This window comes from Simplicispira sp. GW247-4R2A, from assembly GCF_059424465.1.
The window spans coordinates 51,308-75,640 of record NZ_JBWKZM010000012.1; the positions used below are offsets into that span (position 1 = coordinate 51,308).

At 64.8% G+C, this 24,333-nt stretch carries 22 protein-coding genes and 1 other RNA gene; 5 read left to right on the forward strand and 18 right to left on the reverse strand.

Going from position 1 to position 24,333, the window contains the following annotated elements; all coding sequences use genetic code 11:
• Positions 1-4: 4 nt before the first annotated feature.
• The 14 genes from AC07ZH_RS09965 to gyrA form a co-directional block, all read right to left on the reverse strand.
• Positions 5-1,723 (reverse strand): monovalent cation/H+ antiporter subunit D, encoded by a 1,719-nt coding sequence (locus AC07ZH_RS09965; RefSeq protein ID WP_495199591.1) that lies wholly within the window; start codon positions 1,721-1,723, stop codon positions 5-7.
• Entirely contained in the window at positions 1,720-2,103 is a 384-nt protein-coding gene (locus AC07ZH_RS09970; protein ID WP_495199592.1) for a Na+/H+ antiporter subunit C, read from the reverse strand. Before AC07ZH_RS09970 ends, AC07ZH_RS09965 begins: the two co-directional genes overlap by 4 nt.
• Positions 2,103-5,030, reverse strand: coding sequence for a monovalent cation/H+ antiporter subunit A (locus AC07ZH_RS09975; protein WP_495199639.1), 2,928 nt, complete (start codon positions 5,028-5,030; stop codon positions 2,103-2,105). Before AC07ZH_RS09975 ends, AC07ZH_RS09970 begins: the two co-directional genes overlap by 1 nt.
• A gap of 20 nt (positions 5,031-5,050) precedes the next feature.
• Positions 5,051-5,365, reverse strand: a complete 315-nt coding sequence (locus AC07ZH_RS09980) for a ComEA family DNA-binding protein (RefSeq protein ID WP_245960502.1) — start codon at positions 5,363-5,365, stop codon at positions 5,051-5,053.
• Positions 5,365-6,531, reverse strand: a complete 1,167-nt coding sequence (gene lapB / locus AC07ZH_RS09985; protein ID WP_495199593.1) for a lipopolysaccharide assembly protein LapB — start codon at positions 6,529-6,531, stop codon at positions 5,365-5,367. The genes AC07ZH_RS09980 and lapB overlap by 1 nt, the downstream gene beginning before the upstream one ends.
• Positions 6,521-6,817, reverse strand: coding sequence for a LapA family protein (locus AC07ZH_RS09990; RefSeq protein WP_495199594.1), 297 nt, complete (start codon positions 6,815-6,817; stop codon positions 6,521-6,523). Before AC07ZH_RS09990 ends, lapB begins: the two co-directional genes overlap by 11 nt.
• 138 nt (positions 6,818-6,955) lie before the next feature.
• Positions 6,956-7,270 carry an integration host factor subunit beta gene (locus AC07ZH_RS09995; protein ID WP_495199595.1) on the reverse strand — a complete coding sequence of 105 codons (315 nt, stop codon included), beginning with the start codon at positions 7,268-7,270 and terminating at the stop codon, positions 6,956-6,958.
• A gap of 200 nt (positions 7,271-7,470) precedes the next feature.
• The gene (gene rpsA / locus AC07ZH_RS10000; RefSeq protein ID WP_281271412.1) at positions 7,471-9,171 is read right to left on the reverse strand and encodes a 30S ribosomal protein S1; all 1,701 of its coding nucleotides are present in this window, start codon (positions 9,169-9,171) and stop codon (positions 7,471-7,473) included.
• A gap of 165 nt (positions 9,172-9,336) precedes the next feature.
• Positions 9,337-11,367 (reverse strand): bifunctional 3-phosphoshikimate 1-carboxyvinyltransferase/cytidylate kinase, encoded by a 2,031-nt coding sequence (locus AC07ZH_RS10005; protein WP_495199596.1) that lies wholly within the window; start codon positions 11,365-11,367, stop codon positions 9,337-9,339.
• Positions 11,368-11,555: 188 nt separating this feature from the next.
• Entirely contained in the window at positions 11,556-12,437 is an 882-nt protein-coding gene (locus AC07ZH_RS10010) for a prephenate dehydrogenase (protein WP_495199597.1), read from the reverse strand.
• Complete coding sequence (locus AC07ZH_RS10015; protein ID WP_495199598.1) at positions 12,430-12,570, reverse strand: hypothetical protein; 141 nt, start codon at positions 12,568-12,570, stop codon at positions 12,430-12,432. The genes AC07ZH_RS10010 and AC07ZH_RS10015 overlap by 8 nt, the downstream gene beginning before the upstream one ends.
• The gene (gene pheA / locus AC07ZH_RS10020; RefSeq protein WP_119108237.1) at positions 12,567-13,688 is read right to left on the reverse strand and encodes a prephenate dehydratase; all 1,122 of its coding nucleotides are present in this window, start codon (positions 13,686-13,688) and stop codon (positions 12,567-12,569) included. The genes AC07ZH_RS10015 and pheA overlap by 4 nt, the downstream gene beginning before the upstream one ends.
• Positions 13,685-14,794, reverse strand: coding sequence for a 3-phosphoserine/phosphohydroxythreonine transaminase (gene serC / locus AC07ZH_RS10025; RefSeq protein WP_495199599.1), 1,110 nt, complete (start codon positions 14,792-14,794; stop codon positions 13,685-13,687). The genes pheA and serC overlap by 4 nt, the downstream gene beginning before the upstream one ends.
• Before the next feature lie 97 nt (positions 14,795-14,891).
• Entirely contained in the window at positions 14,892-17,537 is a 2,646-nt protein-coding gene (gene gyrA, locus AC07ZH_RS10030) for a DNA gyrase subunit A (protein ID WP_495199600.1), read from the reverse strand.
• A 227-nt stretch (positions 17,538-17,764) separates the two neighbouring features.
• On the opposite strand from gyrA, the gene ompA reads away from it, so the two are divergent.
• The 5 genes from ompA (at position 17,765) to AC07ZH_RS10055 (ending at position 20,541) form a co-directional block, all read left to right on the forward strand.
• Positions 17,765-18,400, forward strand: coding sequence for an outer membrane protein OmpA (gene ompA, locus AC07ZH_RS10035; protein WP_119108234.1), 636 nt, complete (start codon positions 17,765-17,767; stop codon positions 18,398-18,400).
• 84 nt (positions 18,401-18,484) lie between these two features.
• A complete protein-coding gene (gene ubiG, locus AC07ZH_RS10040) occupies positions 18,485-19,204 on the forward strand; it encodes a bifunctional 2-polyprenyl-6-hydroxyphenol methylase/3-demethylubiquinol 3-O-methyltransferase UbiG (RefSeq protein ID WP_495199640.1) in 720 nt (239 codons plus the stop codon).
• Positions 19,197-19,868 carry an HAD family hydrolase gene (locus tag AC07ZH_RS10045; protein ID WP_119108232.1) on the forward strand — a complete coding sequence of 224 codons (672 nt, stop codon included), beginning with the start codon at positions 19,197-19,199 and terminating at the stop codon, positions 19,866-19,868. Before ubiG ends, AC07ZH_RS10045 begins: the two co-directional genes overlap by 8 nt.
• A gap of 7 nt (positions 19,869-19,875) precedes the next feature.
• Positions 19,876-20,262: a transfer-messenger RNA gene (ssrA, locus tag AC07ZH_RS10050) on the forward strand.
• 156 nt (positions 20,263-20,418) lie between these two features.
• Positions 20,419-20,541 (forward strand): hypothetical protein, encoded by a 123-nt coding sequence (locus tag AC07ZH_RS10055; protein WP_495199601.1) that lies wholly within the window; start codon positions 20,419-20,421, stop codon positions 20,539-20,541.
• A 53-nt stretch (positions 20,542-20,594) separates the two neighbouring features.
• On the opposite strand, the gene AC07ZH_RS10060 is transcribed toward AC07ZH_RS10055, so the two are convergent.
• From AC07ZH_RS10060 to AC07ZH_RS10075, 4 genes are all read right to left on the reverse strand, one after another.
• Positions 20,595-21,884 carry a tryptophan--tRNA ligase gene (locus AC07ZH_RS10060; RefSeq protein ID WP_495199602.1) on the reverse strand — a complete coding sequence of 430 codons (1,290 nt, stop codon included), beginning with the start codon at positions 21,882-21,884 and terminating at the stop codon, positions 20,595-20,597.
• Between the two features lie 24 nt (positions 21,885-21,908).
• Positions 21,909-22,577, reverse strand: coding sequence for a site-2 protease family protein (locus AC07ZH_RS10065; protein WP_495199603.1), 669 nt, complete (start codon positions 22,575-22,577; stop codon positions 21,909-21,911).
• Positions 22,578-22,789: 212 nt separating this feature from the next.
• The gene (locus AC07ZH_RS10070; RefSeq protein WP_495199604.1) at positions 22,790-23,425 is read right to left on the reverse strand and encodes an L-threonylcarbamoyladenylate synthase; all 636 of its coding nucleotides are present in this window, start codon (positions 23,423-23,425) and stop codon (positions 22,790-22,792) included.
• Between the two features lie 20 nt (positions 23,426-23,445).
• Entirely contained in the window at positions 23,446-24,303 is an 858-nt protein-coding gene (locus AC07ZH_RS10075; protein ID WP_495199605.1) for a 3',5'-nucleoside bisphosphate phosphatase, read from the reverse strand.
• Between the last annotated feature and the right edge of the window lie 30 nt (positions 24,304-24,333).

Consider the following 24,333-nt stretch of genomic DNA (forward strand, 5'->3'; position numbering starts at 1 on the left):
CGCTTCAAGGCGTTTTCTCCCCAGGCTCTGAAGGTGTCGAGCCCGCAGCGCTGCTTGGCACGGGCTCGGCGCCAAGCACCGCCTGCACGTAGCCGCGCGGTGCGTAGAGCGCGTCGGCTGCGGCCTGCGTGAAATGCAGCGCCGGGCCGGCGGCCACCGCCAGCAGCACGCAGGCCAGCAGCAGGGCGCCAATCGGCAGGCCTTCGGCAAGCCCCACGCGCAGCGGGCGGCGTCCCTGTGACGCCCAGAAATGGGCGATGCCGACGCGCACGAGTGCGGTCAGCGCCAGGAAGCCGCTGACGATCAGTACAGCGAGAAAAGTCCAGCCGGCAAGCCCTGGCCGCTGCCCGGCCGACGCGGCGAGCCCGAGGGGGTTCAAGAGCGCGCTCAGCATGGCGAATTTCCCGAGAAAACCGGGCAGCGGCGGCATGCCCGCGAGCATCAGCGTGCAGCCCATGAAAGCCAGGCCGACGAACGCCGTGGCAGCCGGGATGGGGCGCCCCACCAGCGCGTCTTCGTTTTCGTCGAGGTTGAAGCCACGCGTGTGTTCCAGGCGGGCGTTGAGAAAGGGCGCCTCTTCGTCCTCCTGCTCGTAGGGGTCGGCGCCCTGATTGGGGCTGCGCCAGCGGTCGAGCACGTCGCCCAGCAGGAACAGAGCGCCAACGGCCAGTGTCGAGCCGGGAAGGTAGTACAGCATGCCGGCGGTCAGCAGGTTTTGCCCAAAGCTGCTGGCGGCCAGCACCGTGCCCGAGGACACCAGCGCCGCATACCCCGCCAGATGGCCCAGGCGTTGCGAGCCCATCATGCCGATGGCGCCAAAGGCCATGGTCAGCAGGCCAGCGCCCAATAGCCACTGGCTGCCAAACTGCGCCGACGCCCCGGCCTCGGCGCCAAACAGCAGCGTCCACAGCCGCAGGATGGCGTAGATGCCCAGCTTGGTCATGATGGCAAACAGCGCGCCCACCGGCGCCGTGGCCGCGCTGTAGGCCGGCACCAGCCAGAAGTTGAGCGGCCAGACGGCGGCCTTGATGAGGAAGGCCGTGGCCAGAATGCCCGCCGCCGCATGCAGCAGGCCGCGGTCGGCGTCTGGTAGGGCCGGAATGTGCTGCGCCAGGTCGGCCATGTTCAGTGTGCCGGTGAGGCCATAGAGCATGGACACGCCAATCAGGAACAGTGCCGAGGCCGCCAGGTTGATGGCGATGTAGTGCATGCCGGCGAGCACGCGCGCGCGGCCCGAGCCGTGCAGCAGCAGGCCGTACGAGGCCGCCAGCGTGACCTCGAAAAACACGAACAGATTGAACAGGTCGGCGGTGAGGAAGGCACCGCACAGCCCCATCAGTTGCAATTGGAACAGCGGATGAAAGTGCACGCCTGCCCGGTGCCAGCGCGCGCAGGCGAACACCGAGGCGGCGAGCGCCAGCAGGCTGGTCAGGACCAGCATCAGCGCCGAGAGCCGGTCGAGCGCCAGCACGATGCCAAACGGCGCCTGCCAGTTGCCCGGCAGGTACACCCCCAGCGCGTTGGCTGCGCCCTCCTGCGCGGTGCGCAGCAGCAGGGTCGACGAGACCGCCAGCAGCACGGCGCAGGAGCCCACGTTGAGCGCCATCTTGAGCCGGTGGCGCTCTTCGCCGAGCAGCATCATCCAGGCCGCCACCAGGAGTGGCAGCAGCACCGGCACCAGCATCAGGTGCTGTACGGCGGCGGTATCCAGGACATCGCTCATGGGGCGAGTCCTTCGTCGTCCGGCCCATCGCCCTCGGGCGGCTCGGTGCCGTCCACATGGTCGGTGCCCGCCAAGCCTCGGGACGCGAGCAGCACCACCAGGAACAGCGCCGTCATGGCAAAGCCGATGACGATGGCCGTGAGCACCAGGGCCTGCGGCATGGGGTCGGTGTAATGCGCCAGGTCCTGCGGTACGCCAGCGTGCAGTACGGGTTCTTTGCCGGTGGCCAGGCCCAGGCGCCCCATGCTGAAGATGAAGAGGTTGACCGCGTAGGAGATGAGCGACAGCCCCATGATGACCTGGAAGGTGCGCGGACGCAGCAGCAGCCAGACGCCCGAGCCGGTGAGTACGCCTATGGCCAGCGCCAGGGTAAGTTCCATCAGGCGACCTCTGCTTTCGCGGCTGTCGCTTCTTCGGCGCGGCGTGCGTGTGCCCGGTGGCCGCGAACCGACTGGTGGGCAATGGAGGTGAGGATGAGCAGCGTCGCGCCCACCACCAGCAGGAACACGCCGGTATCAAAGAACATGGCGCTCGCCACGTGCACCTCGCCAACCAGCGGCAGCGTGAAGTGCGCCGTGTGCGTGGTCATGAAGGGGTAGCCAAAGACCAGCGAACCCAGACCGGTGGCCAGTGCCACCAGCAAGCCCGCCGCCATCCAGCGGCGCGGGTACAGCGCAAGGTGGGCTTCGACCCACTGCGTTCCGGAGATGGTGTACTGCAGCACGATGGCCGCCGAGAACACCAGGCCGGCGACAAAACCACCGCCTGGGGCATTGTGTCCGCGCAAGAACAGGTAGACGGCCACCAGCGTGGCGAAAGGCAGCAGCAGGCGCACCAGCACGGCAGGCACGCGCAGGTAGCCAATGGCCGTGTCACTCGCCAGGCGTGGGTTGATGAGGTCGGTGTCCAGGTCGGCCGGCAGGGCGCGCTGCTGCGGTGGCAGGTCGAGCATCTCGATGGCTGGGCGAAAGCGCCGCAGCAGGGCGTACACCGTGAGCGCCACCACGCCCAACACCACGATTTCGCCAAAGGTGTCGAAACCGCGGAAATCCACCAGCATCACGTTGACCACGTTGGAGCCACCGCCGCCCGAGAGCGCATGCTCCAGAAAGAAGGTCGAGGTGCTGGTGGGAAACGGCCGGTTTTGCATGGCAAAGGACAGCAGCGCCATGCCCAAGCCGGCCGCCGCTGCCAGGGCAAAGTCTCGCGTGCGGCGCAGGCGGGCCCGCCGCGCCGCCGCAGGCAGGGCGCGGCGCTGCCATTCCGGCACGCGCTTGGGCAGCCAGCGCAGGCCCAGCAGGATCAGCAGCGTGGTCACTGTTTCGACCGCCAGTTGCGTCAGCGCCAGATCCGGAGCGGAGAACCACAGAAAGGTGACGCAGGTGACCAGGCCCGCGCCGCCCAGCAGCGTGAGTGCGGCCAGGCGGTGGTACTTGGCTTGCCATGCCGTCGCCAGCGCGCAGACCATGCCCAGTGCCCAGAGCATTGCGAACGCTGGCTCAAAGGGCAGGCTGGCGCGGTTGCCGATCGGCAGGCCGCGCGTCCAAAGCGGTAGCGTTGCCGCTACCAGTGCAAATGCCACCAGCCACAGCATCTGCCACTGCAGTTTTTTCGTGCCCAGCAGTGCCCGCCCGCGCCGGCCAGCCACGGTCAGCCCTGCGAGCAGCGCCTCGAAAGCGCGTTGGCCGTCGGCCCAGGTGAGACCGGGCGTGCGGCCCGAGGTGTCGCTGCGTCGGCGCAGCAAAGCGTAGAGCAGTGCGCCGCCACCCAAGGCGACCAGGCTCATCAGAAAAGGGGTATTGAAGCCGTGCCACACGGCCAGGCTGTAGCTGGGCAGTTCGCCGCCTACGACGGGGCGCGCAGCCGTATCGAGCACACGCCCCACCGACCACTGCGGCAGCACGCCCACCACCAGGCAGGCCAGCACCAGCAGCTCCACCGGCACGCGCATCCAGTGCGGGGGTTCGTGCGGCTGGCGTGGCAGGTCGGTGGCGGGCGGGCCGGCGAAGGTTTGCAGGCACAGGCGCACGGAATAGGCCACGCTGAACACACCGGCAAGCGTGGCGGCCCAGGGCAGCAGCGCCTCGACCAGTGGGCTGGCCTGCACGAACACGGTTTCGGCAAAGAACATTTCCTTGGACAAGAAACCATTGAGCAGCGGCACACCTGCCATGGCCGCCGCCGCTACGGTGGCCAGCGTGGCCGTAATCGGCATGCCGTGCGCGAGGCCCGAGAGCCGGCGCATGTCGCGCGTTCCGGTTTCGTGGTCGATGATGCCCGCCGCCATGAACAGCGAGGCCTTGAAGGTCGCGTGGTTCATGGTGTGGAACACGGCGGCCACGGCTGCCAGCGGGCTGTTGAGTCCCAGCAGCAGGGTAATCAGCCCCAGGTGCGAGAGGGTTGAGTACGCCAGCACGCCCTTGAGGTCGTTCTGGAACATCGCCACATAGGCGCCCAGCAGCAGGGTGATGAGGCCGGAGCCGCCCACGATCCAGAACCAGGGCTCCGTGCCCGAGAGCACGGGCCACAGCCGCGCCAGCAGGAACACGCCGGCCTTCACCATCGTGGCCGAATGCAGGTAAGCCGATACGGGCGTCGGCGCTGCCATGGCGTGCGGCAGCCAGAAGTGAAAGGGGAACTGCGCGCTCTTGGTCAGCGCGCCCAGCAAGATCAACACCAGGGCCACGGGGTAGAGCGGGTGCGCGCGCACCAGCGCGCCCGCCGCGAGCACATGGTCGAGGTCGTAGCTGCCCACGATGTGGCCAAGCACGATCACCCCGGCGAATAGGCACAGACCGCCGGCACCCGTCACCGTGAGCGCCATGCGCGCGCCGCGCCGGGCGTCCTTGCGGTGGTACCAGTAGCCGATCAGCAGGAACGAGAACAGACTGGTCAGCTCCCAGAACAGCGCCAGTTGAATCAGGTTGCCCGAGAGCACCACCCCCACCATGGAACCCATAAAGGCCAGCAGGAACGCGAAGAAGCGCGGCACCGGGTCTTTGGGCGACATGTAGTAGCGTGCGTACAGCACCACCAGTGCACCCATGCCCAGCACCAGGAGGCAGAACATCCAGGCAAAGCCGTCAAGCCGCAGCACCAGCTTGAGACCCAGCGCCGGCGCCCAATTGATCTCCTGGCGCAGCACTTCGCCAGCGGCAATGTGCGGGAACAGCAGGGCCGCTTGCACTGTGCAGAAAACGGCAATCAACCCGGCGATGGTCGATTCGGTGTTGCGTGCGTTCGACGGCAGGAACGCCGCCAGCAGGCTGCCGACAAAGGGCAGGGCGACAAGGGTGGCGAGTGGCAACTGCGGCAGGTCCATGGACCTTACTTTTCTGCAGCGTGACCGGCCTCGCGCGCTCCCGGATACGGCTGGCCGTTGACGGTGAAACCTTGGGCAGAGAAGTTTGCGGCATTGGTGCGACCGATGCCGCGTACGCGCGCGACAAGGTCGGCCCAGTCCTTGAAAGGCTGGCGCTCGCGTTCGGCCAGGATGCGCCGCGTGGTCGCCGGACCGACGCCGCGAATGCCGTCAAGCTGTGCTTCGCTCGCGCTGTTGAGATCCACCTGGGCGAGTGCGGCGCTGCACCACAGCAGGGCGCACGCCAGCAGGCAGGCACGGCGCGCGCCGACGCGCCCCACTACAGCTCCTCCACGCGCTTGGCCGGGTAGCTGTCCCAAGCCTGGCAACCGGGGCAGTGCCAGAAATGCTGGCGCGCCTCGAAGCCGCAGGCGGCGCAGCGGTAGCGTGTCAGCGGGCGTGCGGCGGTGTCGAGCGCCGCCTGGATTTGGGGGTGGAATTCTTCATGCTCCAAGCGTTCGCCGGCCAGCCATTTTGCGGCGGCGACGAGCGACGGTTCGCGTTCCAGGTGGCGCAGGTACCACATGCGGCTGTCGTCCGTGCCCGGTATCGCCTTCGGTTCTGATGCGGACAGCGCCACGATGGCATCGAGTACATCGAGCGAGGGGGCCTCCGCGTAGTACCCCGTGAGCAGTTCCAGTACCTCGGCCTCGCGGCCGCTGGTTCGCGCGATTTCGGTGAACAGGGCTGCGGCCAGGGGCAGGGCAGCGGGGGCCTGCGCGCACAGCTCGCGCAGCGTGCCCAGGGCTTCTGCGCTGTTGCCCGCCTGCTGGGCAATGCGCGCCAGTTCGAGACGTGCGCGCGCGGCCTGCGGCGCTGCGGCCAGCGCCTGTTCCAGCAGGGCGACGGCACCGGCGTTGTCGCCGGCTGCGCGCTGGCTCTGCGCCTGCTCACACAGGTAGTGCGCCTGGCGGGTGCTGAAGTCGCCCTGACCGGCGGCGTGCATGCGGCGCGCCACACTGGCGGCCTGCGGCCAGTCGCGCGAGCGTTCGAAAATGGCCAGCCGCGCCAGCCGTGCCTCGCCCTCGAAGGCCGTGCCTTCGAGGCGCGCGAGTGCATCTTCCGCGCGGTCGAGCAAGCCGGCTTTGAGGAAATCGAGCGCCAGCGCGTGCTGTGCGCGATCGCGGTCGGCGCCGCTCAAGTCGCCGCGCGAGAGCAAGTGCTCGTGTACGCGCACGGCGCGGTCGTATTCGCCCCGGCGGCGAAACAGGTTGCCTAGCGCAAAGTGCAGCTCTGACGTGTCGGGGTCGTTTTGCACCGCCTCGATGAAAGCGTCAATGGCCTTGTCCTGCTGCTCGTTGAGCAGGAAGTTCAGGCCCTTGAAGTAGGCCTTGGGGGCGTCGCGGTTCTGCGCGCGCAGTTGCCGCAGGTCCAGGCGCGAGGCGCCCCAGCCCAGTATGAAGGCGAGCGGCAGACCCAGCAGGATCCAGGTGAGGTCAAACTCCATGGGGCGGCACGGAATCGGCAGGTGCCGGCGGCAGAGGTGCTGCAGCCTGGGCCTGGCTTGCCTGGGCGCGCTGCGCGGCTTTTCGGTGCTTCCACCAGCGCGGCACCATGCCGAGCACACCGGCGACGAGGCCAAAGGCAAAGGCGGTAAGCACCACCAGCACCAGCGGTGCGCGCCATTGCGTGCCGAAGAACAGGTGCACGGTGGCGTCTTGCTGGTTGTTCAGCGCGAAGGCGAACAATGTAAAAAAAATGGCTGCCTTGAGCAGCCACAGGAAGTATTTCATGGTGGTCCCAGTGGTAGGACGATTCTACGAAGCCCAGCGGCCAAACTGGCGGGCGGGCCCGTATCTACCAGGAAATCTGGGTGTTTTTGGCTTCTAGCGCTTATACAGCATGCGCTGGTAGCTATAATTTTTATAGCCTTATTTCACTGAACTTTGCTGGGTGAGCTCGTCGGTGCGTTGGTCCACCGCCTCGCGCAAGGCCTTGCCGGGCTTGAAGTGCGGCACACGTTTGGAGGGAATGGCAACCGCTTCGCCACTGCGCGGGTTGCGGCCCATGCGTGGCGGGCGGTGGCTGACGGAAAAACTGCCAAAACCCCGCACTTCGATGCGGTGGCCGCGCACCAGGGCGTCGCCAACGGCGTCAAGCAGCGCCTTCACGGCGACTTCCGCGTCGCGGTGGGTGAGCTGGTCAAAACGCTCGGCCAGGGCTTCCACAAGGTCGGATCGGGTCATGGGAGAGGCGTAGACATGAAAACGGGTGGGCGCATTGTGCACCCACCCGATGAAAAATGAGGCCGGCGCAGCAGAGGCGCCGGCAGAACAAGCTGGATTCCCAATCTAAATCAAACGGTTGCTTCGTTGGCTTCGCTTAGCCAGTACGCCTGTACTGTCTGCGCTTGGCCATCGCGCACCCGATTGATTGAGAAACGGAATTACTTGTCCGAGTTGTCCAGCTTGGCGCGCAGCAAGGCGCCCAGGCTGGTCGTGCCGGCGCTCTCGCGGCTCGACTGCTGGCTCAGGTTGGCCATGGCACCTTGCTCGTCGAGCATGTCTTTTTGCTTGATCGAGAGCTGGATGTTGCGGGTCTTGCGATCCACGTTGACCACCACGGCGGTGACTTCGTCGCCTTCCTTGAGCACGTTGCGGGCGTCTTCCACGCGGTCACGCGAGATTTCCGAAGCGCGCAGGTAGCCGACGATGTCTTCACCCAGGTCGATCTCGGCGCCGCGGGCGTCCACGGTCTTGACCTTGCCGGTGACGGTCTGGCCCTTGTCGTTCACGGTCACGAAGGTGGTGAACGGGTCGCCGTCGAGCTGCTTGATGCCCAGGCTGATGCGCTCGCGCTCCACGTCCACCGCCAGCACGATGGCTTCGACTTCCTGGCCCTTCTTGTAGTTGCGCACGGCGGCTTCGCCGGGCTCGTTCCACGAGAGGTCGGACAGGTGCACGAGGCCGTCGATACCGGCCGCCAGGCCGACGAACACGCCGAAGTCGGTGATCGATTTGATCGGGCCCTTGACGCGGTCGCCGCGCTTGGTGTCCTGTGCGAATTCTTGCCAGGGGTTGGCCTTGCACTGCTTCATGCCCAGGCTGATGCGGCGCTTGTCTTCGTCGATCTCGAGGACCATGACTTCGACTTCGTCGCCCAGGGTGACCAGCTTGGCAGGAGCGATGTTCTTGTTCGTCCAGTCCATCTCAGACACGTGCACCAGGCCTTCGATGCCGGGTTCGAGTTCGACAAACGCACCGTAGTCGGCGATGTTGGTGATCTTGCCGAACAGGCGCGTGCTTTGCGGGTAGCGGCGCGAAACGCCCATCCATGGGTCGTCGCCCATTTGCTTGAGGCCCAGCGAGACGCGGTTCTTCTCGGTGTCGAACTTGAGGATCTTGGCGGTGATTTCCTGACCGGCCGTGACCACTTCCGAAGGATGGCGAACGCGGCGCCATGCCATGTCGGTGATGTGCAGCAGGCCGTCGATGCCGCCCAGGTCCACGAAGGCACCGTATTCGGTGATGTTCTTGACCACGCCCTGGACGATGGCGCCTTCTTTCAGCGTTTCCATCAGCTTGGCGCGCTCTTCGCCCATCGAAGCTTCCACGACAGCGCGGCGGCTCAGCACCACGTTGTTGCGCTTGCGGTCAAGCTTGATGACCTTGAACTCCATGGTCTTGTTTTCGTACGGCGTCAGGTCCTTGACCGGGCGCGTATCGATCAGCGAGCCGGGCAGGAAGGCGCGGATGCCGTTGACCAGCACCGTCAGGCCGCCCTTGACCTTGCCGCTGGTGGTGCCGGTGACGAATTCGCCGGATTCCAGGGCTTTTTCCAGGCTCATCCACGAGGCCAGGCGCTTGGCCGTGTCGCGCGAGAGGATGGTGTCGCCGTAACCGTTTTCGATGGAGCCGATGGCCACCGACACGAAGTCACCCACTTGGACTTCGACTTCGCCCTTGTCGTTCTTGAACTCGTCGAGCGGCACATAGGCTTCAGACTTGAGGCCGGCGTTGACCACGACGAAGCTGTGCTCGACGCGCACGACTTCGGCAGTGATGACTTCGCCCGGGCGCATCTCGGTGCGTTGCAAGGATTCTTCGAAAAGGTCGGCAAAAGATTCAGACATGTATTTCCTTGCCACGTGCAGGTTGACAGCAGCACCATTGCTGCGGTTTGAAAGGCTGCCCGTGGTGGTTGGGGTACGGCGGATGCCGCGGGTTAGAGTTGAAACAACCACAAGGCCAGTGCGCTGCGGCGCGGGCTGGAGGCCATGTGGACCAAGGTGGGGCCTTGCGGCCCCGGTTTTTCAGCCCGCTGCGGACTGCGCAAAGGGCTGGCGCTGCTGCCACCAGGCAAGCACCTGGGCCACGGCCTGTTCGATCGTGAGCTCGGAGTTGTCCAGAAGCAATGCGTCCTGCGCGCTCTTCAAGGGGGCAACGCTGCGGTTCATGTCGCGGGCGTCGCGCGCCTCGAGGTCTGCGCGAAGGTCGGCTATTTTAGCGTTTATTCCGCGCGCAAGCAATTGTTGTTGGCGCCGCTCGGCTCGGCACGCGGCGCTGGCGGTGAGGTACACCTTGAGCGGCGCCGCCGGGAAGATCACGGTGCCCATGTCGCGCCCGTCGGCGACCAGGCCGGGCAGGGTGCGAAACCCCAACTGCAGCGCGACGACCGCCGTGCGAACCTGCGGCAGGGCGGACACCAGCGATGCGTCCATGCCTGCCTGCTCGGTGCGTATGGCGTCGCTGACGTCCACGCCGGCCAGCAGCACGCGCCCGGCGTCAAAGCGCAGCGCCATGGTGCGTGCGAGGTCCGCGATGGCCTCCGCATGCTCCGCGCCGATCGCAAGGCCGGCCTGCCGCGCCGCCAGCCCGGTCGCCCGGTAAATGGAGCCCGAATCCAGCAGGTGGTAGCCCAGCGCCTGGGCCACTTTTGCGGCCACGGTGCCTTTGCCCGAGGCGGTGGGGCCATCGATGCAGATGACCGGAGCGCCTGCGGATGCAGGCTGCACCACGGCAAACAGGGTTTCGAAATAGTCGGGGAAGGTCTTGGCGACACAGCGCGGGTCTTCAATGCGCACCGGCAGGCCAGCGGGGTTGAAGGCAGCGAGCGAGAAGCACATGGCCACGCGGTGGTCGTCGTAGGTGTGGATGCTGGCGGCGTGCCAGGCTTGCGCCGTCGCGGGTGGCGTGATGCGCAGGAAGTCCGGCCCTTCTTCCGTGGTGGCGCCCAGCTTGCGCAGCTCGGTGGCCATGGCGGCAATGCGGTCGGTTTCCTTGACGCGCCAGCTGGCGATGTTGCGCAGCACGGTGGTGCCGTCGGCATACAGTGCCATGACGGCCAGCGTCATGGCGGCGTCGGGAATGTGGTTGCAGTCCAGGTCGATGGCCTTGAGCGGCCAGGTGCCGCGCTCCACCCGCAGCCAGTTGGGGCCGCCGCTCACCTGGGCGCCCATGGCCTGGGCCGCCTCGACGAAGCGGATGTCGCCTTGGATGGAACCAAGCCCTACGCCGTGGATTTCAATGCCTTTTTGGCCTCTAGCGCTTGCTGCGATTCCGCCTAGCGCTATGAAGTAGCTAGCAGACGAGGCATCGGCCTCGACGTGAATGCTGCCGGGCGACTGGTAGCGGCTGCCCGCCGGAATGCGAAAACGTTGCCAGTTCTCGTTGGCCACGGCGATACCAAAGCGCGCCAGCAGTGCCAGCGTGATGGCGATGTAGGGCTTGGAGATGAGCTCACCAACGACCTCGATCACCACTTCTTGCGATTTCGCTGCCAGCGGCAGCGCCATCAGCAGGGCGGTCAGGAATTGGCTGGAGACGTCGCCCCGCACCCGGACTGGCTGGCCCAGCGCCAGCGCCGGTACCCCCGCGCCCTGGGCAATGCGCAGCGGTGGGAAGCCCTCAACGCCCAGGTAGTCGATGTGGCAGCCCAACTGGTGCAGCGCGTCCACCAGGTCGCCAATCGGGCGCTCGCGCATCCGTGCTACGCCGTCGAGCGTGAAGGCACCGCCCAGCAGGGCCAGCGCGGCGGTCAGCGGGCGCATGGCGGTGCCCGCATTGCCCATGAACAGCGACAGCGCTGCTGCGGGGCGCGCATCACCCAGCCCAGTGATGCGGGTTGTGCCTTCTGCCTGCTCGACCTGGCAACCCAGCGCGCGCAGGGCGTCCAGCATGACGCGGGTGTCGTCCGAGTCGAGCAAGTCGTGCACGGCGGTGGTGCCGCTGCTCAGCGCCGCCAGCAGCAGCACGCGGTTGGAAATGCTCTTGGAGCCGGGCAGTTGGACGCTGCCGCCTGCCGAGGCAAGTGCAGGGATATCGAGAAATGCGGTGCTGTACATCGGTAAAGGTTCGTCTAAGGCCTATTGACACTATATTTTTAGTGCGAACGTGGTGCGTGTCTGCCGCTAGAAACCGATGAACCCGGCGCGGCCCAATACCCGTGCACCCCTGGAACTGGCTTTGCCAGGCCACCGGGTGCGTCCCCCTTGGGGGAAGGCGCCGTAGGCGACTCAGGGGGGGTGACTTTTCAGGGGGATTTCTTCCGCTGCGCGCCCATGCGCCAGTGCGCGCGTGTTTCGCTGGCCAGGGTCAGCATGTCTTCCAGCCCCTGCGCGTCGTCGGTGCGGATGGCGTTTTCCAATTGCGAGAGCGCCTGCTGGAACAGTTTCGACTGCGCCAGCAGTTCGTCTCGGTTGGCCAGCAGCACGTCGCGCCACATCTTGGGGTCGCTGGCGGCAATGCGGGTGAAATCGCGAAACCCTGGGCCAGCCAGCGAGAGAAACGTGTCGGCTTGGGCTTGCCCGGTGATGCTGTTGACCAGCGAGAACGCCAGCAAGTGAGGCAGGTGGCTGACCGCGGCAAAGGCCTCATCGTGTGATTCGGGCGACATGCTGGTGACGCGGCAGCCCAGCGCTGTCCAGACTTCCTCGGCCTTTTGCAATTGCGCGGTCAGTGTGCGCTCCGTGGGTGTCAGGATGACCTGGCGGCCGCTGTAGAGCTCGGCGTCGGCATGCTCGACGCCCGACACCTCGCGCCCGGTGATCGGGTGCGCAGGAACGAAGGAGCCGACCTGTTCGCGCAGAGCACGGCGCGCGGCCTGTACGACGTCGGCCTTGGTCGAACCCACGTCCATCACCAGCATTTGCGGTGTCACCAGGTGCTTGATCGCCTTGAGGGTGGCTTCCGTGGCCGATACCGGGACAGCGACGAGCACAATGTCGGCCCCGGCCACCGCCAGCAGGGCGGAAGGCGCCTCGACGTCAATCACGCCCAATTGCCGGGCGCGGTCGGTGGTGGAGGGCGACTTGCTGTAGCCCACCACGCGGTTGACCAGCCCCGCCTGCTTGAGCGCCAAGGCAAAGGAGCCACCCATCAGGCCGCAACCGATCAGGCCAAGCTGTTCAAACATGGCGTGCTCCTGGCGGCAGCGCCTTGCACGCAGTGAAAAGCGTGAGGGTGATGAGCGCCGCCGGGCCGCCCCAAGGCGCGAAGGCCCCCTTGGGGGGCAGCGTCTTACACGCAGTGAAAAGCGTGGGGGTCATGACGTCACCGGGTAGGTGCCCAGCACCTTGTAGAAGGCGCTCAGGCTGCGCAGTTCCGCAAGGGCCGCTGCCACGTGCGGCTGGCTTGGATGGCCGTCGATGTCGATATAAAAATAGTATTCCCACTGACCCGTGCGTGCTGGGCGCGACTCGAAGCGTGTCATCGATACGCCGTGGTTCTTGAGCGGCACCAGCAGGTCGTGCACGGCGCCCGGCTTGTTCGGTACAGACACAATCAGGCTTGTGCAGTCGTGCGCCGACGGCGGTGGGGTGTCCAGCGTGTGCGGCAGGCAGATGACGGCAAAGCGTGTGCGGTTGTAGGCGTCGTCCTGGATGGCGGGCGCTACCACATGCAAGCCAAATTGCGCTGCGGCACGGTCGCTGGCCAGCGCGGCCAGGGCGGGGTTGCCAGCGGCCATGCGCGCGCCTTCGGCATTGCTCGACACGGGGCGCCGCTCGGCGTGCGGCAAGTGCTTGGAGAGCCAGGCCTGGCACTGCGCCAGCGCCTGTGGGTGCGCCAGCACGGCTTCGATGCCTTCGACAGAGGCGCTGGTGCGCAGCAGGTTGTGGCGTACCAGCAGGCTGACTTCGCCCACCACGTGCGTGGGCGTGTGCAGGAACAGGTCGAGCGAGCGCGTGACTACGCCTTCGACCGAGTTTTCAACCCCGACAACGCCAAACTGCGCGCTGCCCGAGGCCGTGGCATGGAACACTTCGTCGAAATTGGCGCAATAGACGATGTCGGCCGCGCCGCCAAAGAACTCGATCGCCGCTTGCTCGCAGAAGGTGCCGGCCGGGCCGAGCACGGCGACGCGTTGGGGAGACTCAAGCGCCAGACAGGCCGACATGATCTCGCGCCAGATGGCCGAGACATGTGCGCTGCGCAGCGGGCCAGGGTTGGTGCGGACGATTTTCTCGATCACCTGCGCCACGCGGTCGGGGCGAAAAAACGGCGTGCCCTCGCGCTTCTTCACCTCGCCGACGCGCTCGGCGACCAGTGCGCGCTGGTTCAGCAGCGTGAGCATCTGCTGGTCGATGTTGTCGATCTGCACGCGCAGGCTTGCCAGATCGGGCGAGGCGACGGCCGTGGTTACGGGGGTGGGTGTGGTGGAGCTCATGCGCGGGTTTTTTCGAATTCTCGCAGGTAGTCCACCAGCGCTTGCACGCCGGCCAGCGGCATGGCGTTGTAAATGCTCGCACGCATGCCGCCCACCGACTTGTGGCCCTTGAGCTGCAGCAGGCCGCGCTCGCGTGCGCCAGCGAGGAACGCGTCGTTCAGCGATTCGTCGCGCAGGAAGAAGGGCACGTTCATGCGCGAGCGGCAGTTGGCGGCCACTTTGTTGAGGTACAGATCGGAGCTGTCAATCGCGCCATACAGCAGCTCCGCCTTGGCGATGTTGCGCAGCTCCATGGCGGCAATGCCGCGCGCCGAGCCCTCGCTCTGGCGCGCCAGCCAATCAAAGGTCAGGCCCGCCATGTAGATGCCCCAGGTCGGCGGCGTGTTGAACATGGAATGGTTCTCGGCCACCAGCTTGTAATCAAACGCGCTGGGGCAGGCGGGGAGCGCCTGGCCGATCAGGTCTTCGCGGACCACGACGATGGTCAGGCCCGCTGGCCCCAGATTCTTTTGCGCTCCGCCAAAGGCCAGGCCGACGCGCGACCAGTCCACCGGGCGCGAGGCGACGTGCGAGGAGAAGTCGATGACCAGGGGCGCATCGCTGCCCAGTGCCTTGAGGTCGGGCAGCTCGTGGAATTCGATGCCGTTGATGGTTTCGTTGCTGCAGATGTGCAGGTAGCTCGCGCCCACGCTGGGCGTCCAGCTGGCCGGGTCGGGCAGGGTGGTGAAGCCGCTGGATTCGCCTGAGGCGACGATGTTCACTTCCGACGCGTACTTGCGCGCCTCTTTCTGCGACTTCTGGCTCCAGCTGCCGGTGACGACGAAATCCACGCCGGCCGCGCGCGAGAGGTTGAGCGGAACGATGGCGTTCTCGGCCAGGCCGCCGCCCTGCATGAACAGAATCTTGAAATACTGAGGCACGGCGAGCAGACTGCGCAGACCCGCTTCGGCCGCCTCGTAGATCGAGAGGAACTCCTTGCCGCGGTGGCTCATTTCCATCACGCTCATGCCACTGCCGTGCCAGTCCAGCATTTCGGCCGCAGCGCGCTGCAGTACCTCCTCGGGAATGGCGGCGGGCCCGGCAGAAAAGTTGTAAGGACGTTGCATCACAAAATAGGTATCAAATCAGGCGCTAGCGCTTATGGGGTAAGCGTTAGCAGCTATCAATAAGTGAAATGTCGAAACGGGGGCTGGCGGCCCTGCGTTACTCCGCTCCTGCTTCGGGCTCTGTCCCCGGTGCATCACCGTCTGCACCATCAGCGCCTTGGGCGTCGTTTTCCACGATGCGTTGCAGGCCGATGAGTTGGGCGCCTTCGTCCAGGGCGATCAGTGTGACGCCCTGCGTCGCCCGGCCCAGTTCGCGGATTTCGCTGACGCGGGTGCGCACCAGCACGCCCTTGTCGGTGATGAGCATGATTTCGTCGTGCCCCCGCACCAGTGTGGCGGCGACGACCTTGCCATTGCGCTCGCTTTGCGAGATGGCGATCATGCCCTTGGTGCCACGGCCGTGGCGCGTGTACTCGGTAATGCCGGTGCGCTTGCCGTAGCCGTTCTCGGTGGCGGTCAGCACGCTTTGCGTCTCGTCTTCGGCGACCAGCATGGCAATCACGCTCTGGCCTTCTTCGAGCGTCATGCCGCGCACGCCACGTGCCTGGCGACCCAAGGGGCGGACATCGTTCTCGTCGAAGCGCACCGCCTTGCCGCCATCAGAGAACAGCATGACGTCGTGCTGGCCGTCGGTCAGTGCGGCGCCAATGAGGTAGTCGCCTTCGTCGAGGTTGACGGCAATGATGCCGCCCTTGCGGGGGTTGGAGAAATCGTCGAGCGCGGTTTTCTTGACCGTGCCCATGCTGGTTGCCATGAACACATAGTGGTCAGCAGGGAAGGTGCGCATGGTGCCGGTGAGCGGCAGCACGACGTTGATCTTCTCTCCCTCGACCAGCGGGAACATGTTGACGATGGGCCGCCCGCGCGAACCGCGCGAGCCGGCAGGCACTTCCCAGACCTTGAGCCAGTACAGGCGGCCACGGTTGGAGAAGCACAGGATGTAGTCGTGCGTGTTGGCGATGAAGAGCTGGTCGATCCAGTCGTCTTCCTTGGTCGCCGTGGCCTGTTTGCCGCGCCCGCCGCGCTTTTGCGCGCGGTATTCGGACAGCGGCTGGCTCTTGATGTAGCCCGTGTGGCTGAGCGTGACCACCATGTCGGTGGGTGTGATCAGGTCTTCGGTGGACAGGTCTTGCGCGCTGTATTCGACCAGGCTGCGGCGCGCGCCGAGCTTGGTTTGGCCGAACTCCTGCTTGATGGCAGTCAGTTCGTCGCCAATGATGGTCGAGACGCGCTCGGGCGTGGCCAGGATGTCCAGCAGGTCTTCGATGACCGCCATGATGTCCTTGTACTCGGCGACGATCTTGTCTTGCTCCAGCCCGGTGAGGCGCTGCAGGCGCATCTGCAAAATTTCTTGTGCCTGGGTGTCCGACAGGCGGTACAGGCCGTCCTGGCCCATGCCGAATTCCCTGTCCAGCCCCTCGGGACGGTAGTCGTCGGCATTGATGACGCCGCCATCGGTGCGCGTGCGGGTGAGCATTTCGCGCACCAGCTTGCTGTCCCAGGAGCGCGCCATCAGTTCGGTTTTGGCAACCGGTGGCGTGGGGGCGCTGCGAATGATGGCAATGAAATCGTCGATGTTGGCCAGCGCCACGGCCAGGCCTTCGAGCACATGGCCGCGGTCGCGCGCCTTGCGCAGTTCGAACACCGTGCGCCGGGTGACCACCTCGCGGCGGTGCTGCAAGAAGACGCTGACCAGGTCCTTGAGATTGCACAAGCGCGGCTGGCCGTCGATCAGCGCCACCATGTTCATGCCAAAGGTGTCCTGCAGCTGCGTCTGCTTGTACAGGTTGTTCAGCACCACCTCGGGGACTTCGCCGCGCTTGAGCTCGATCACCAGGCGCATGCCCGATTTGTCGGACTCGTCCTGGATGTGGCTGATGCCTTCAATCTTCTTCTCGTGCACCAGCTCGGCCATGCGCTCCTGCAGCGTCTTCTTGTTGACCTGGTAGGGCAGCTCATCCACGATGATGGACTGGCGCTGGCCCCGGTCGATGTCTTCAAAGTGGCAGCGCGCGCGCATCACCACCTTGCCGCGCCCGGTGCGGTAGCCGTCCTTGACGCCATTGATGCCGTAAATGATGCCGGCGGTAGGGAAATCAGGTGCCGGGATGATCTCCATCAGGTCGTCGATCGAGGCCTCCGGGTGGTGCAGCAGGTGCAGGCAGGCGTCCACCACTTCGTTCAGGTTGTGCGGCGGAATATTGGTCGCCATACCCACTGCAATGCCCGACGAGCCATTGACCAGCAGGTTGGGCAGCTTGCTAGGCAGCACCAGAGGTTCTTTCTCGCTGCCGTCGTAGTTTGGGCCGAAATCGACGGTTTCCTTGTCGATGTCGCCCAGCATCTCGTGGGCAATCTTGGCCAGGCGGATTTCCGTGTACCGCATGGCGGCGGCGTTGTCGCCGTCCACCGAGCCGAAGTTGCCTTGACCGTCCACCAGCATATGGCGCAGGGAAAAATCCTGCGCCATGCGAACGATGGTGTCGTACACCGCGCTGTCGCCGTGCGGGTGGTATTTGCCGATCACGTCGCCGACGATGCGGGCAGATTTCTTGTAGGGCCGATTCCAGTCGTTGTTGAGCTCGTGCATGGCGAACAGCACGCGCCGATGCACGGGTTTGAGGCCGTCTCGCGCATCGGGAAGCGCCCGTCCCACGATCACGCTCATGGCGTAATCCAGATAGCTGCGCCGCATTTCCTCTTCGAGGCTGATCGGGAGAGTTTCTTTGGCGAACTGGGTCATGGATAAGGTACAAAACGGCCGGAATCGGGCATTTTAGGCGCAAGGCTTTGTAGCTGTAGAGCAACGTTTAAGCTTTCAAGCGCTTTTGTCCTACGGTCTGAGCGGTATGTGGGGCCACTCTCCCCTGTTACGTATGGCACAATTCGGTCAACGTTTTTGGTGGTGGTCACCGAATAACGTCCTTGATTCGCAGCGCTGCTGCGGCCTTTGCCCCCAAGAGGAGAACCATGAATAAACTGAACAAAGTGGCGATGTTGTTGGCCTCTGCAGCGCTTGCTACCGCCGCTGGTGCCCAGACTGTTGATAACTGGAAAAACGGTACCAATGAACTGGTCTGGAAGAACGGCACCAACGAACTGTGCTGGCGCGATGCCAACTGGACCCCTGCTACGGCAGCTCCTGGCTGCGACGGCGCTCTGGCTGCTCCCGTAGCCGCTGCACCGGCACCGGCACCTGCAGCTGCTCCCGCTCCTGCTCCCGCTCCTGCCCCCGCAGTGGCTACTTCGAGCAAGGTCACCTATGCTGCCGATGCCTTCTTCGACTTTGACAAGTCGGTTCTGAAGCCCGCAGGCAAGGCCAAGCTGAATGATCTGGTTTCCAAGGTTCAAGGCATCAACCTTGAAGTGATCATTGCCGTGGGCCACACCGACTCTATCGGTACCGACGCCTACAACCAGAAGCTGTCGGTTCGCCGCGCTGAAGCCGTCAAGGCCTATCTGGTGTCCAAGGGTATCGAAAAGAGCCGCGTCTACACCGAAGGCAAGGGCGAGAAGCAGCCTGTGGCCGATAACAAGACCAAAGAAGGTCGCGCCAAGAACCGCCGCGTAGAGATCGAAGTGGTCGGTACCCGCGCTGCCCAGTAATCTTTGATTGCTGATAAAAAAGCCCCGGCAACGGGGCTTTTTTCATGGTTTTTTGCTTCCATGCTTTTGCCATCGATCGCTGAAATGACGAATACCGCCAACGTTGACCCTGCCGAACTGGCCAAGTTTTCCGATCTCGCCCATCGCTGGTGGGACAAGGACAGCGAGTTTCGTCCGCTGCACGAAATAAACCCCTTGCGCCTGGCGTGGGTCGATTCCATCGCCCCCCTTTCGGGCAAGCAGGTGCTTGATGTCGGGTGCGGTGGTGGCATTCTCGCGGACGCCATGGCGCGCAAGGGTGCCCAGGTGCTGGGCATCGACCTGGCTACCAAGTCCCTCAAAGTCGCCCAGTTGCACGCTCTGGAAGCTGAGACCCCCCGCGTAAGCTACCGGGAGATCAGCGCCGAGGCCCTGGCGCAGGAGCAGCCGGCGGGCTTCGACACCGTCACCTGCATGGAAATGCTGGAGCATGTCCCTGACCCGGACTCCATTGTCCGTGCTTGTGCCCAATTGGTGCGGCCAGGTGGTTGGGTGTTTTTCTCCACCATCAACCGCAACGCCAAGGCGTTTGCATTTGCCATTCTGGGGGCCGAATACCTGCTGAAGCTGTTGCCCCGTGGTACCCATGAATATGCGCGTCTGATCCGCCCCAGTGAGCTGGCAAAAAGCTGCCGCGACGCTGGTTTGGACATTGCCCATACGAGGGGACTGGAGCATAACCCGCTCACTGGGCGCTATTGGCTTAGCCAAAACACCAGCGTGAACTACCTGGTGGCGGCGCAGCGACTGCCTTCCGATGTTTGAAGGTGTCCGCGCTGTTCTGTTTGATCTGGACGGAACGCTCATCGATAGCGCTACCGACCTTGGCCATGCTGCCGACAAGATGCGTACCGACCGTGGCCTGGAGCCGCTGCCGCTTGCTGATTACCGTGCCATGGCAGGCGCCGGCGCACGCGGCATGCTGGGTGTGGCGTTTGGCATTGGGCCCGGAGATCCAGACTTTGACTTGCTGCGCGAAGAGTTCTTTGCCAATTACACGGCGTGCATGTTCAACCATACGGCAGCATTCGACGAGGTGGTCGAGCTGCTGGCTACCCTCACGGCGCGTGGCTTTCTTTGGGGTATTGTGACCAACAAGGCGGCGCGTTTCACCGAGCCGCTGCTGCGCACCCTGCCGGTTTTCGCGAACTGTGCTGTCGCCATCAGCGGCGACACCACGCTGCACGCGAAGCCGCATCCAGAGCCCCTGTTCGAGGCTGCGCGGCGCCTGAGGGTCGCTCCAGGCCAGTGTATTTATGTGGGGGACGACGAGCGCGACATCGTGGCAGGACGGGCAGCAGGCATGCCCACCGTGGCCGCCAACTATGGCTATCTTGGCGCCACTGCATCGGTCAGGGCCTGGGGTGCCGACGCAGAAATTAATTCGCCTGCGCAGCTCTTGCAATTCCTGTCTTCCCGCTTAATATAGGGGGTTTGGGGCTGCCCTGGTTTCGACGTGGGTTCGGAATCGGCGTGGTGCATGTCGAGCTTGATTGGCGCTCGTAAATCTGCATTCAAAAAACTAACTGCAAACGACGAACGTTTCGCACTCGCTGCTTAATTGCCAGTGAGCCTTGCAACAGTTGGCCGATGGGCTGGGCAAGGGGGTATCGAGCAATCGGTGCCTCCCGGCTGCAAGGATAATTACATGGGCTGGCCCTGATCCGGGTACCTTGGGTTGGGGCGAGACAATAGGGTGCTGGCGGCCGGTAGAGCGTGCGACTGCGCGATGCCGGTGGCGAGACTTAAATCAGACCGCTAAACATGTAGATCTGCCCGGTAAAGGCTTGCGGACGCGGGTTCAATTCCCGCCAGCTCCACCACTATTCAAAAAACCAACCGTTCCCGGTTGGTTTTTTTTCGCCCTTTCTCCCCAGTGTTGGTGCCGTTGCAGAACTGACCTGCTAGACCGCACAGTGCCGATCCACAATGACCAGGGTGTTCCACGGGCCTGCTGATACTTTCAGCGAGGATACAAGGTGATCACCATGGACATGATTGGCAAGGTCAGGCGCATGAAGCTGCGCGAACAACACTCCCTCAGCCCCGAGAAAATTGCAGACGCTGTCGGCCGTGAGATGGAAGGCCGGAAATTCGGATAATTTTTGGCTCCTAGCGCTTATCGGGCTTGCGTTGGCAGCTATGAAAAACGAAGCTACTCCCGCAGCAGCGCCAGGGCCGCAGCCACGTCCTGCTCGGTCACTCCGGGGAGCGGGTCCAGCCGGCTCGCAAGCTGACCCAGAGCGGCGGGGTCCTTTTGCAACTGCCCAATGGCGGCGCCCGCCTCCTTGGGGGCATCAAATGCCAGGCTTTGCAGCAGCAAACGCCCATCGGCGTCCACCAGCTTGAAATAGAACTTGCCATCCTGCTCGCGGTACTGCTTGAAGGAGGGCAGGGCGATTTTGGCGACTTTGGCGGCTTTGGCCGCCGTGCTGGCCTGCGCCAGGCTGCGCAAACCCACGGCGTTGCGCAGTTCGCGCAGGAAGGGCGTGGCCAGTGCACGGGCACGCTCGGCGCCGGCCAGCAGCGTGGCTTCGATGCGGGCCGGGTCGGCCATCAGGGCCTCGTACTGGGCGCGCATCGGGGCCACCACCGAATCCACGCGCTCGAGCAGCATGGCCTTGGCCTCGCCCCAGGCAATGCCATCGGCGTACTGCTGGCGCAGCGCGGCGGTTTCGTCGGGCGTGGAGAAGGCCTGGTAGATTTGGAACAGGGCCGAGCCCTCGGTCTCCTTGGGCTCCCCGGGCGCACGCGAGTCGGTGTCGATGCCCTGGATCAGCTTTTGCAGCTGCGCCTTGCTGGCAAATAGTGGAATCGTGTTGTCGTAGCTCTTGCTCATCTTGCGGCCATCCAGGCCGGGCAGGGTGGCGACGTGCTCGTCAATGGCGGCCTCGGGCAGCACGAAATGCTCGCCGTAGAGGTGGTTGAAGCTCGCGCCCATGTCGCGCGCCATCTCGATATGCTGCACCTGGTCGCGCCCCACGGGCACCTTGTGCGCCTTGAACATCAAAATGTCGGCGGCCATCAGCACCGGGTACATGAAGAGACCGGCGGTCACGCCGTCGTCGCTCTCGCGGCCGGCTTCGTGGTTCTTGTCCACGCTGGCCTTGTAGGCATGGGCGCGGTTGAGTAGGCCCTTGCCGGTCACGCAGGTCAGCAGCCAGGTCAGCTCGGGGATTTCGGGGATGTCCGACTGGCGGTAAAAAATCACTTTCTCAGGATTGAGCCCGGCAGCCAGCCAACTTGCGGCGATCTCCAGCGTCGAGCGCTGAATGCGCGCCGGGTCTTCGCATTTGATGAGCGCGTGGTAGTCGGCCAGAAAGTAAAAACTTTGCACGCCGGGGCGCAGACTGGCCGCGACGGACGGGCGGATCGAGCCAACAAAATTGCCCAGGTGCGGTGTGCCGGTGGTCGTGATGCCGGTGAGAAAACGGGTGGTGCTCATGACGAAATCAAAATCAAAAAAGGCTCAGCCCAGCAGGGCGACAAGAGGCGACAGCAGCAGGTTGATGGCAGCGTAGCCCAGCGACATCAGCGGGGTCAGCCACAGCGTGCCGACGACGCCAGCGAGCACCAGCGCCATGACGATGAAGAAGCCCCAGGGCTCGACGCGCGACACCATTTGTGCCTGCTTCCAGGGCAACAGCCCCACCAGAACCCGCCCACCATCGAGCGGTGGCAGCGGAAACAGATTGAAGGCCCACATCACGAGGTTGACCAGGACGCCGGCACGCGCCATTTCCATGAAGAACCGTTCGTTCACGCCCATGGCCACCAATGCCACCAGCAGCAGGGCCCACAAAATGGCCTGGATGAAGTTCGACACCGGTCCCGCCAGTGCCACCCAGATCATGTCGCGCTTGGGGTTGCCCAGCGCGCCGAAATTCACTGGCACCGGCTTGGCGTAGCCAAACAGAAAGGCGCCCGAGGTGGCGAAGTACAGGATCAGCGGCATCAGGATGGTGCCGACCGGATCAATGTGCGTGAAGGGATTGAGCGTGACGCGCCCCAGGCGCGTCGCCGTAGGGTCGCCAAAGTGCCGCGCCACATAGCCGTGGGCAGCCTCGTGCACCGTGATGGCGAATAGCACTGGCAGTGCGTAGATGAGGACGGTCTGGAGGGTGTTGGAAAAGTTCACCGGCCACATTGTCCCTTAGAACGTGTTTACGATCTCGCAGGAGGCCCCTGGGAGATCGTAAATACGTTCTTATGCCGCGCATTGCGCGCTGCGCACACCCCAAAGTGTGGCCAGGGACGCGATTTGGTAGCGCCAGATGGTGTCTTTTTGCTATCTTATAAATAGCTTGAAGCGCTTATTGGATAAGCGCTATAGGCCTATTTTTATAAAATTCAGAGCCCAAGCGCTGCCAGCTTGCCGCGCCCCTCGCGGACCACTTCGGGGTCGCCACCGCGCTCCATGGGCGTCAGGTCCAGCACCGTGGTGGGCTGCGACGGGCAGGCACCCGCATCGATCACGCCGTCGATCAGCTTGTCAAAGCGGGCCAGGATTTCCTCGGCGTCGTTCATGGATTGCGTTTCGCCCGGTGCGATCAAGGTGGTGCCCAGCAGCGGCCCGCCGTGCAGCTCCAGCAGCGCCTGCAGTGCCGCGCCTTCGGGCACGCGCAGACCAATCGTCTTGCGGCTGGGGTGGCTGATGCGGCGCGGCACTTCCTTGGTGGCGTCGAGGATGAAGGTGTACGGCCCCGGCGTGCCCAGCTTGAGCAGCCGGTACTGGCGATTGTCCACGCGTGCGTAGCTGGCCAGCTCCGAGAGGTCGCGGCACAACAGCGTCAGATGGTGCTTGTCGTCCACGCCGCGGATGCGGCGCAGGCGGTCCACGGCGGCCTTGTCGTCCAGCTGGCAGACCAGGGCATAGCTGGAATCGGTGGGAACTGCCAGCACGCCGCCTTGCTGCAGCAGGGCGGTGGCCTGTTTGATCAAACGGGGCTGCGGGTTGTCGGGATGGACTTCGAAATACAGGGCCATGGAAAATAGGGGGAATGGATTCAGCGGCCTGGGTGGATGTGCGCCGCCACCAGATCCCAGGCGGGCGTCAGGTCCGCCGGCAAGGGGGGCAGGATACCCAGATCGGTGTGGGATTCGTCGGGGCTGTGGAAGTCGCTGCCGCGCGATGCCGCCAGGCCGAGTTCGCGCGCCAGGTCAGCATAGCGCACGGCCTCGCTGGCGGAATGGCTGCCGGTGACGACCTCGACGCCGCGCCCGCCGTGCTGCTGGAATTCAGAGAACAGGGCGAATTCTTCGTTGGGCGTGAAGCGGTAGCGCGCCGGGTGCGCAATGACGGCCACGCCGCCTGCTTCGGTGATCCAGCGCACCGCGTCGCCGAGGGCAGCCCAGCGGTGGGGCACGTAGCCGGGTTTGCCTTCGACCAGGTATTTGCGGAACACCTCGGAAGTGTCGCGGCAGATGCCGGCTTCCACCAGAAAGCGCGCGAAGTGGGTGCGCGAGACCAGTTCTGGGTTGCCCACATAGCGCAGCGCACCCTCGTACGCACCGGCAATGCCGACCGCAGCCAGCTGCCCGGCCATGTCGCGCGCCCGCTCCAGACGCCCGCCGCGCGTGGCGGCCAGGCCTTGCACCATTTGCGGGTTGGTCGGATCGAACCCCAGGCCGACGATGTGCACCGTGGTGCCGGCAAAGGTGACGGAAATCTCGACACCGGTGATATAGGCCATGCCCAGCGCCTGGGCGGCGGCAAGCGCGCGCGCCTGGCCGCCCACTTCGTCGTGGTCGGTCAGGGCCCACAGGTCCACGCCGTTGGCGTGCGCTCGCGCTGCCAGCACCTCGGGCGTGAGGGTGCCGTCAGAGACGACGGAGTGGCAGTGCAGGTCGGCGTTGGCGTACATAGTTGCGACCATCTTACGGTTTTGTGTTCG

Excerpts from the sequence above, each read along its gene's own strand:
- AC07ZH_RS09965 (WP_495199591.1), bottom strand. The coding sequence starts at position 1,723 with ATGAGCGATGTCCTGGATACCGCCGCCGTACAGCACCTGATGCTGGTG.
- AC07ZH_RS09970 (WP_495199592.1), bottom strand. The coding sequence starts at position 2,103 with ATGGAACTTACCCTGGCGCTGGCCATAGGCGTACTCACCGGCTCGGGC.
- lapB (WP_495199593.1), bottom strand. The coding sequence starts at position 6,531 with ATGGAGTTTGACCTCACCTGGATCCTGCTGGGTCTGCCGCTCGCCTTC.
- AC07ZH_RS09990 (WP_495199594.1), bottom strand. The coding sequence starts at position 6,817 with ATGAAATACTTCCTGTGGCTGCTCAAGGCAGCCATTTTTTTTACATTG.
- AC07ZH_RS09995 (WP_495199595.1), bottom strand. The coding sequence starts at position 7,270 with ATGACCCGATCCGACCTTGTGGAAGCCCTGGCCGAGCGTTTTGACCAG.
- AC07ZH_RS10005 (WP_495199596.1), bottom strand. The coding sequence starts at position 11,367 with ATGTACAGCACCGCATTTCTCGATATCCCTGCACTTGCCTCGGCAGGC.
- AC07ZH_RS10010 (WP_495199597.1), bottom strand. The coding sequence starts at position 12,437 with ATGTTTGAACAGCTTGGCCTGATCGGTTGCGGCCTGATGGGTGGCTCC.
- AC07ZH_RS10015 (WP_495199598.1), bottom strand. The coding sequence starts at position 12,570 with ATGACCCCCACGCTTTTCACTGCGTGTAAGACGCTGCCCCCCAAGGGG.
- pheA (WP_119108237.1), bottom strand. The coding sequence starts at position 13,688 with ATGAGCTCCACCACACCCACCCCCGTAACCACGGCCGTCGCCTCGCCC.
- serC (WP_495199599.1), bottom strand. The coding sequence starts at position 14,794 with ATGCAACGTCCTTACAACTTTTCTGCCGGGCCCGCCGCCATTCCCGAG.
- gyrA (WP_495199600.1), bottom strand. The coding sequence starts at position 17,537 with ATGACCCAGTTCGCCAAAGAAACTCTCCCGATCAGCCTCGAAGAGGAA.
- ompA (WP_119108234.1), top strand. The coding sequence starts at position 17,765 with ATGAATAAACTGAACAAAGTGGCGATGTTGTTGGCCTCTGCAGCGCTT.
- ubiG (WP_495199640.1), top strand. The coding sequence starts at position 18,485 with ATGACGAATACCGCCAACGTTGACCCTGCCGAACTGGCCAAGTTTTCC.
- AC07ZH_RS10045 (WP_119108232.1), top strand. The coding sequence starts at position 19,197 with ATGTTTGAAGGTGTCCGCGCTGTTCTGTTTGATCTGGACGGAACGCTC.
- AC07ZH_RS10060 (WP_495199602.1), bottom strand. The coding sequence starts at position 21,884 with ATGAGCACCACCCGTTTTCTCACCGGCATCACGACCACCGGCACACCG.
- AC07ZH_RS10070 (WP_495199604.1), bottom strand. The coding sequence starts at position 23,425 with ATGGCCCTGTATTTCGAAGTCCATCCCGACAACCCGCAGCCCCGTTTG.
- AC07ZH_RS10075 (WP_495199605.1), bottom strand. The coding sequence starts at position 24,303 with ATGTACGCCAACGCCGACCTGCACTGCCACTCCGTCGTCTCTGACGGC.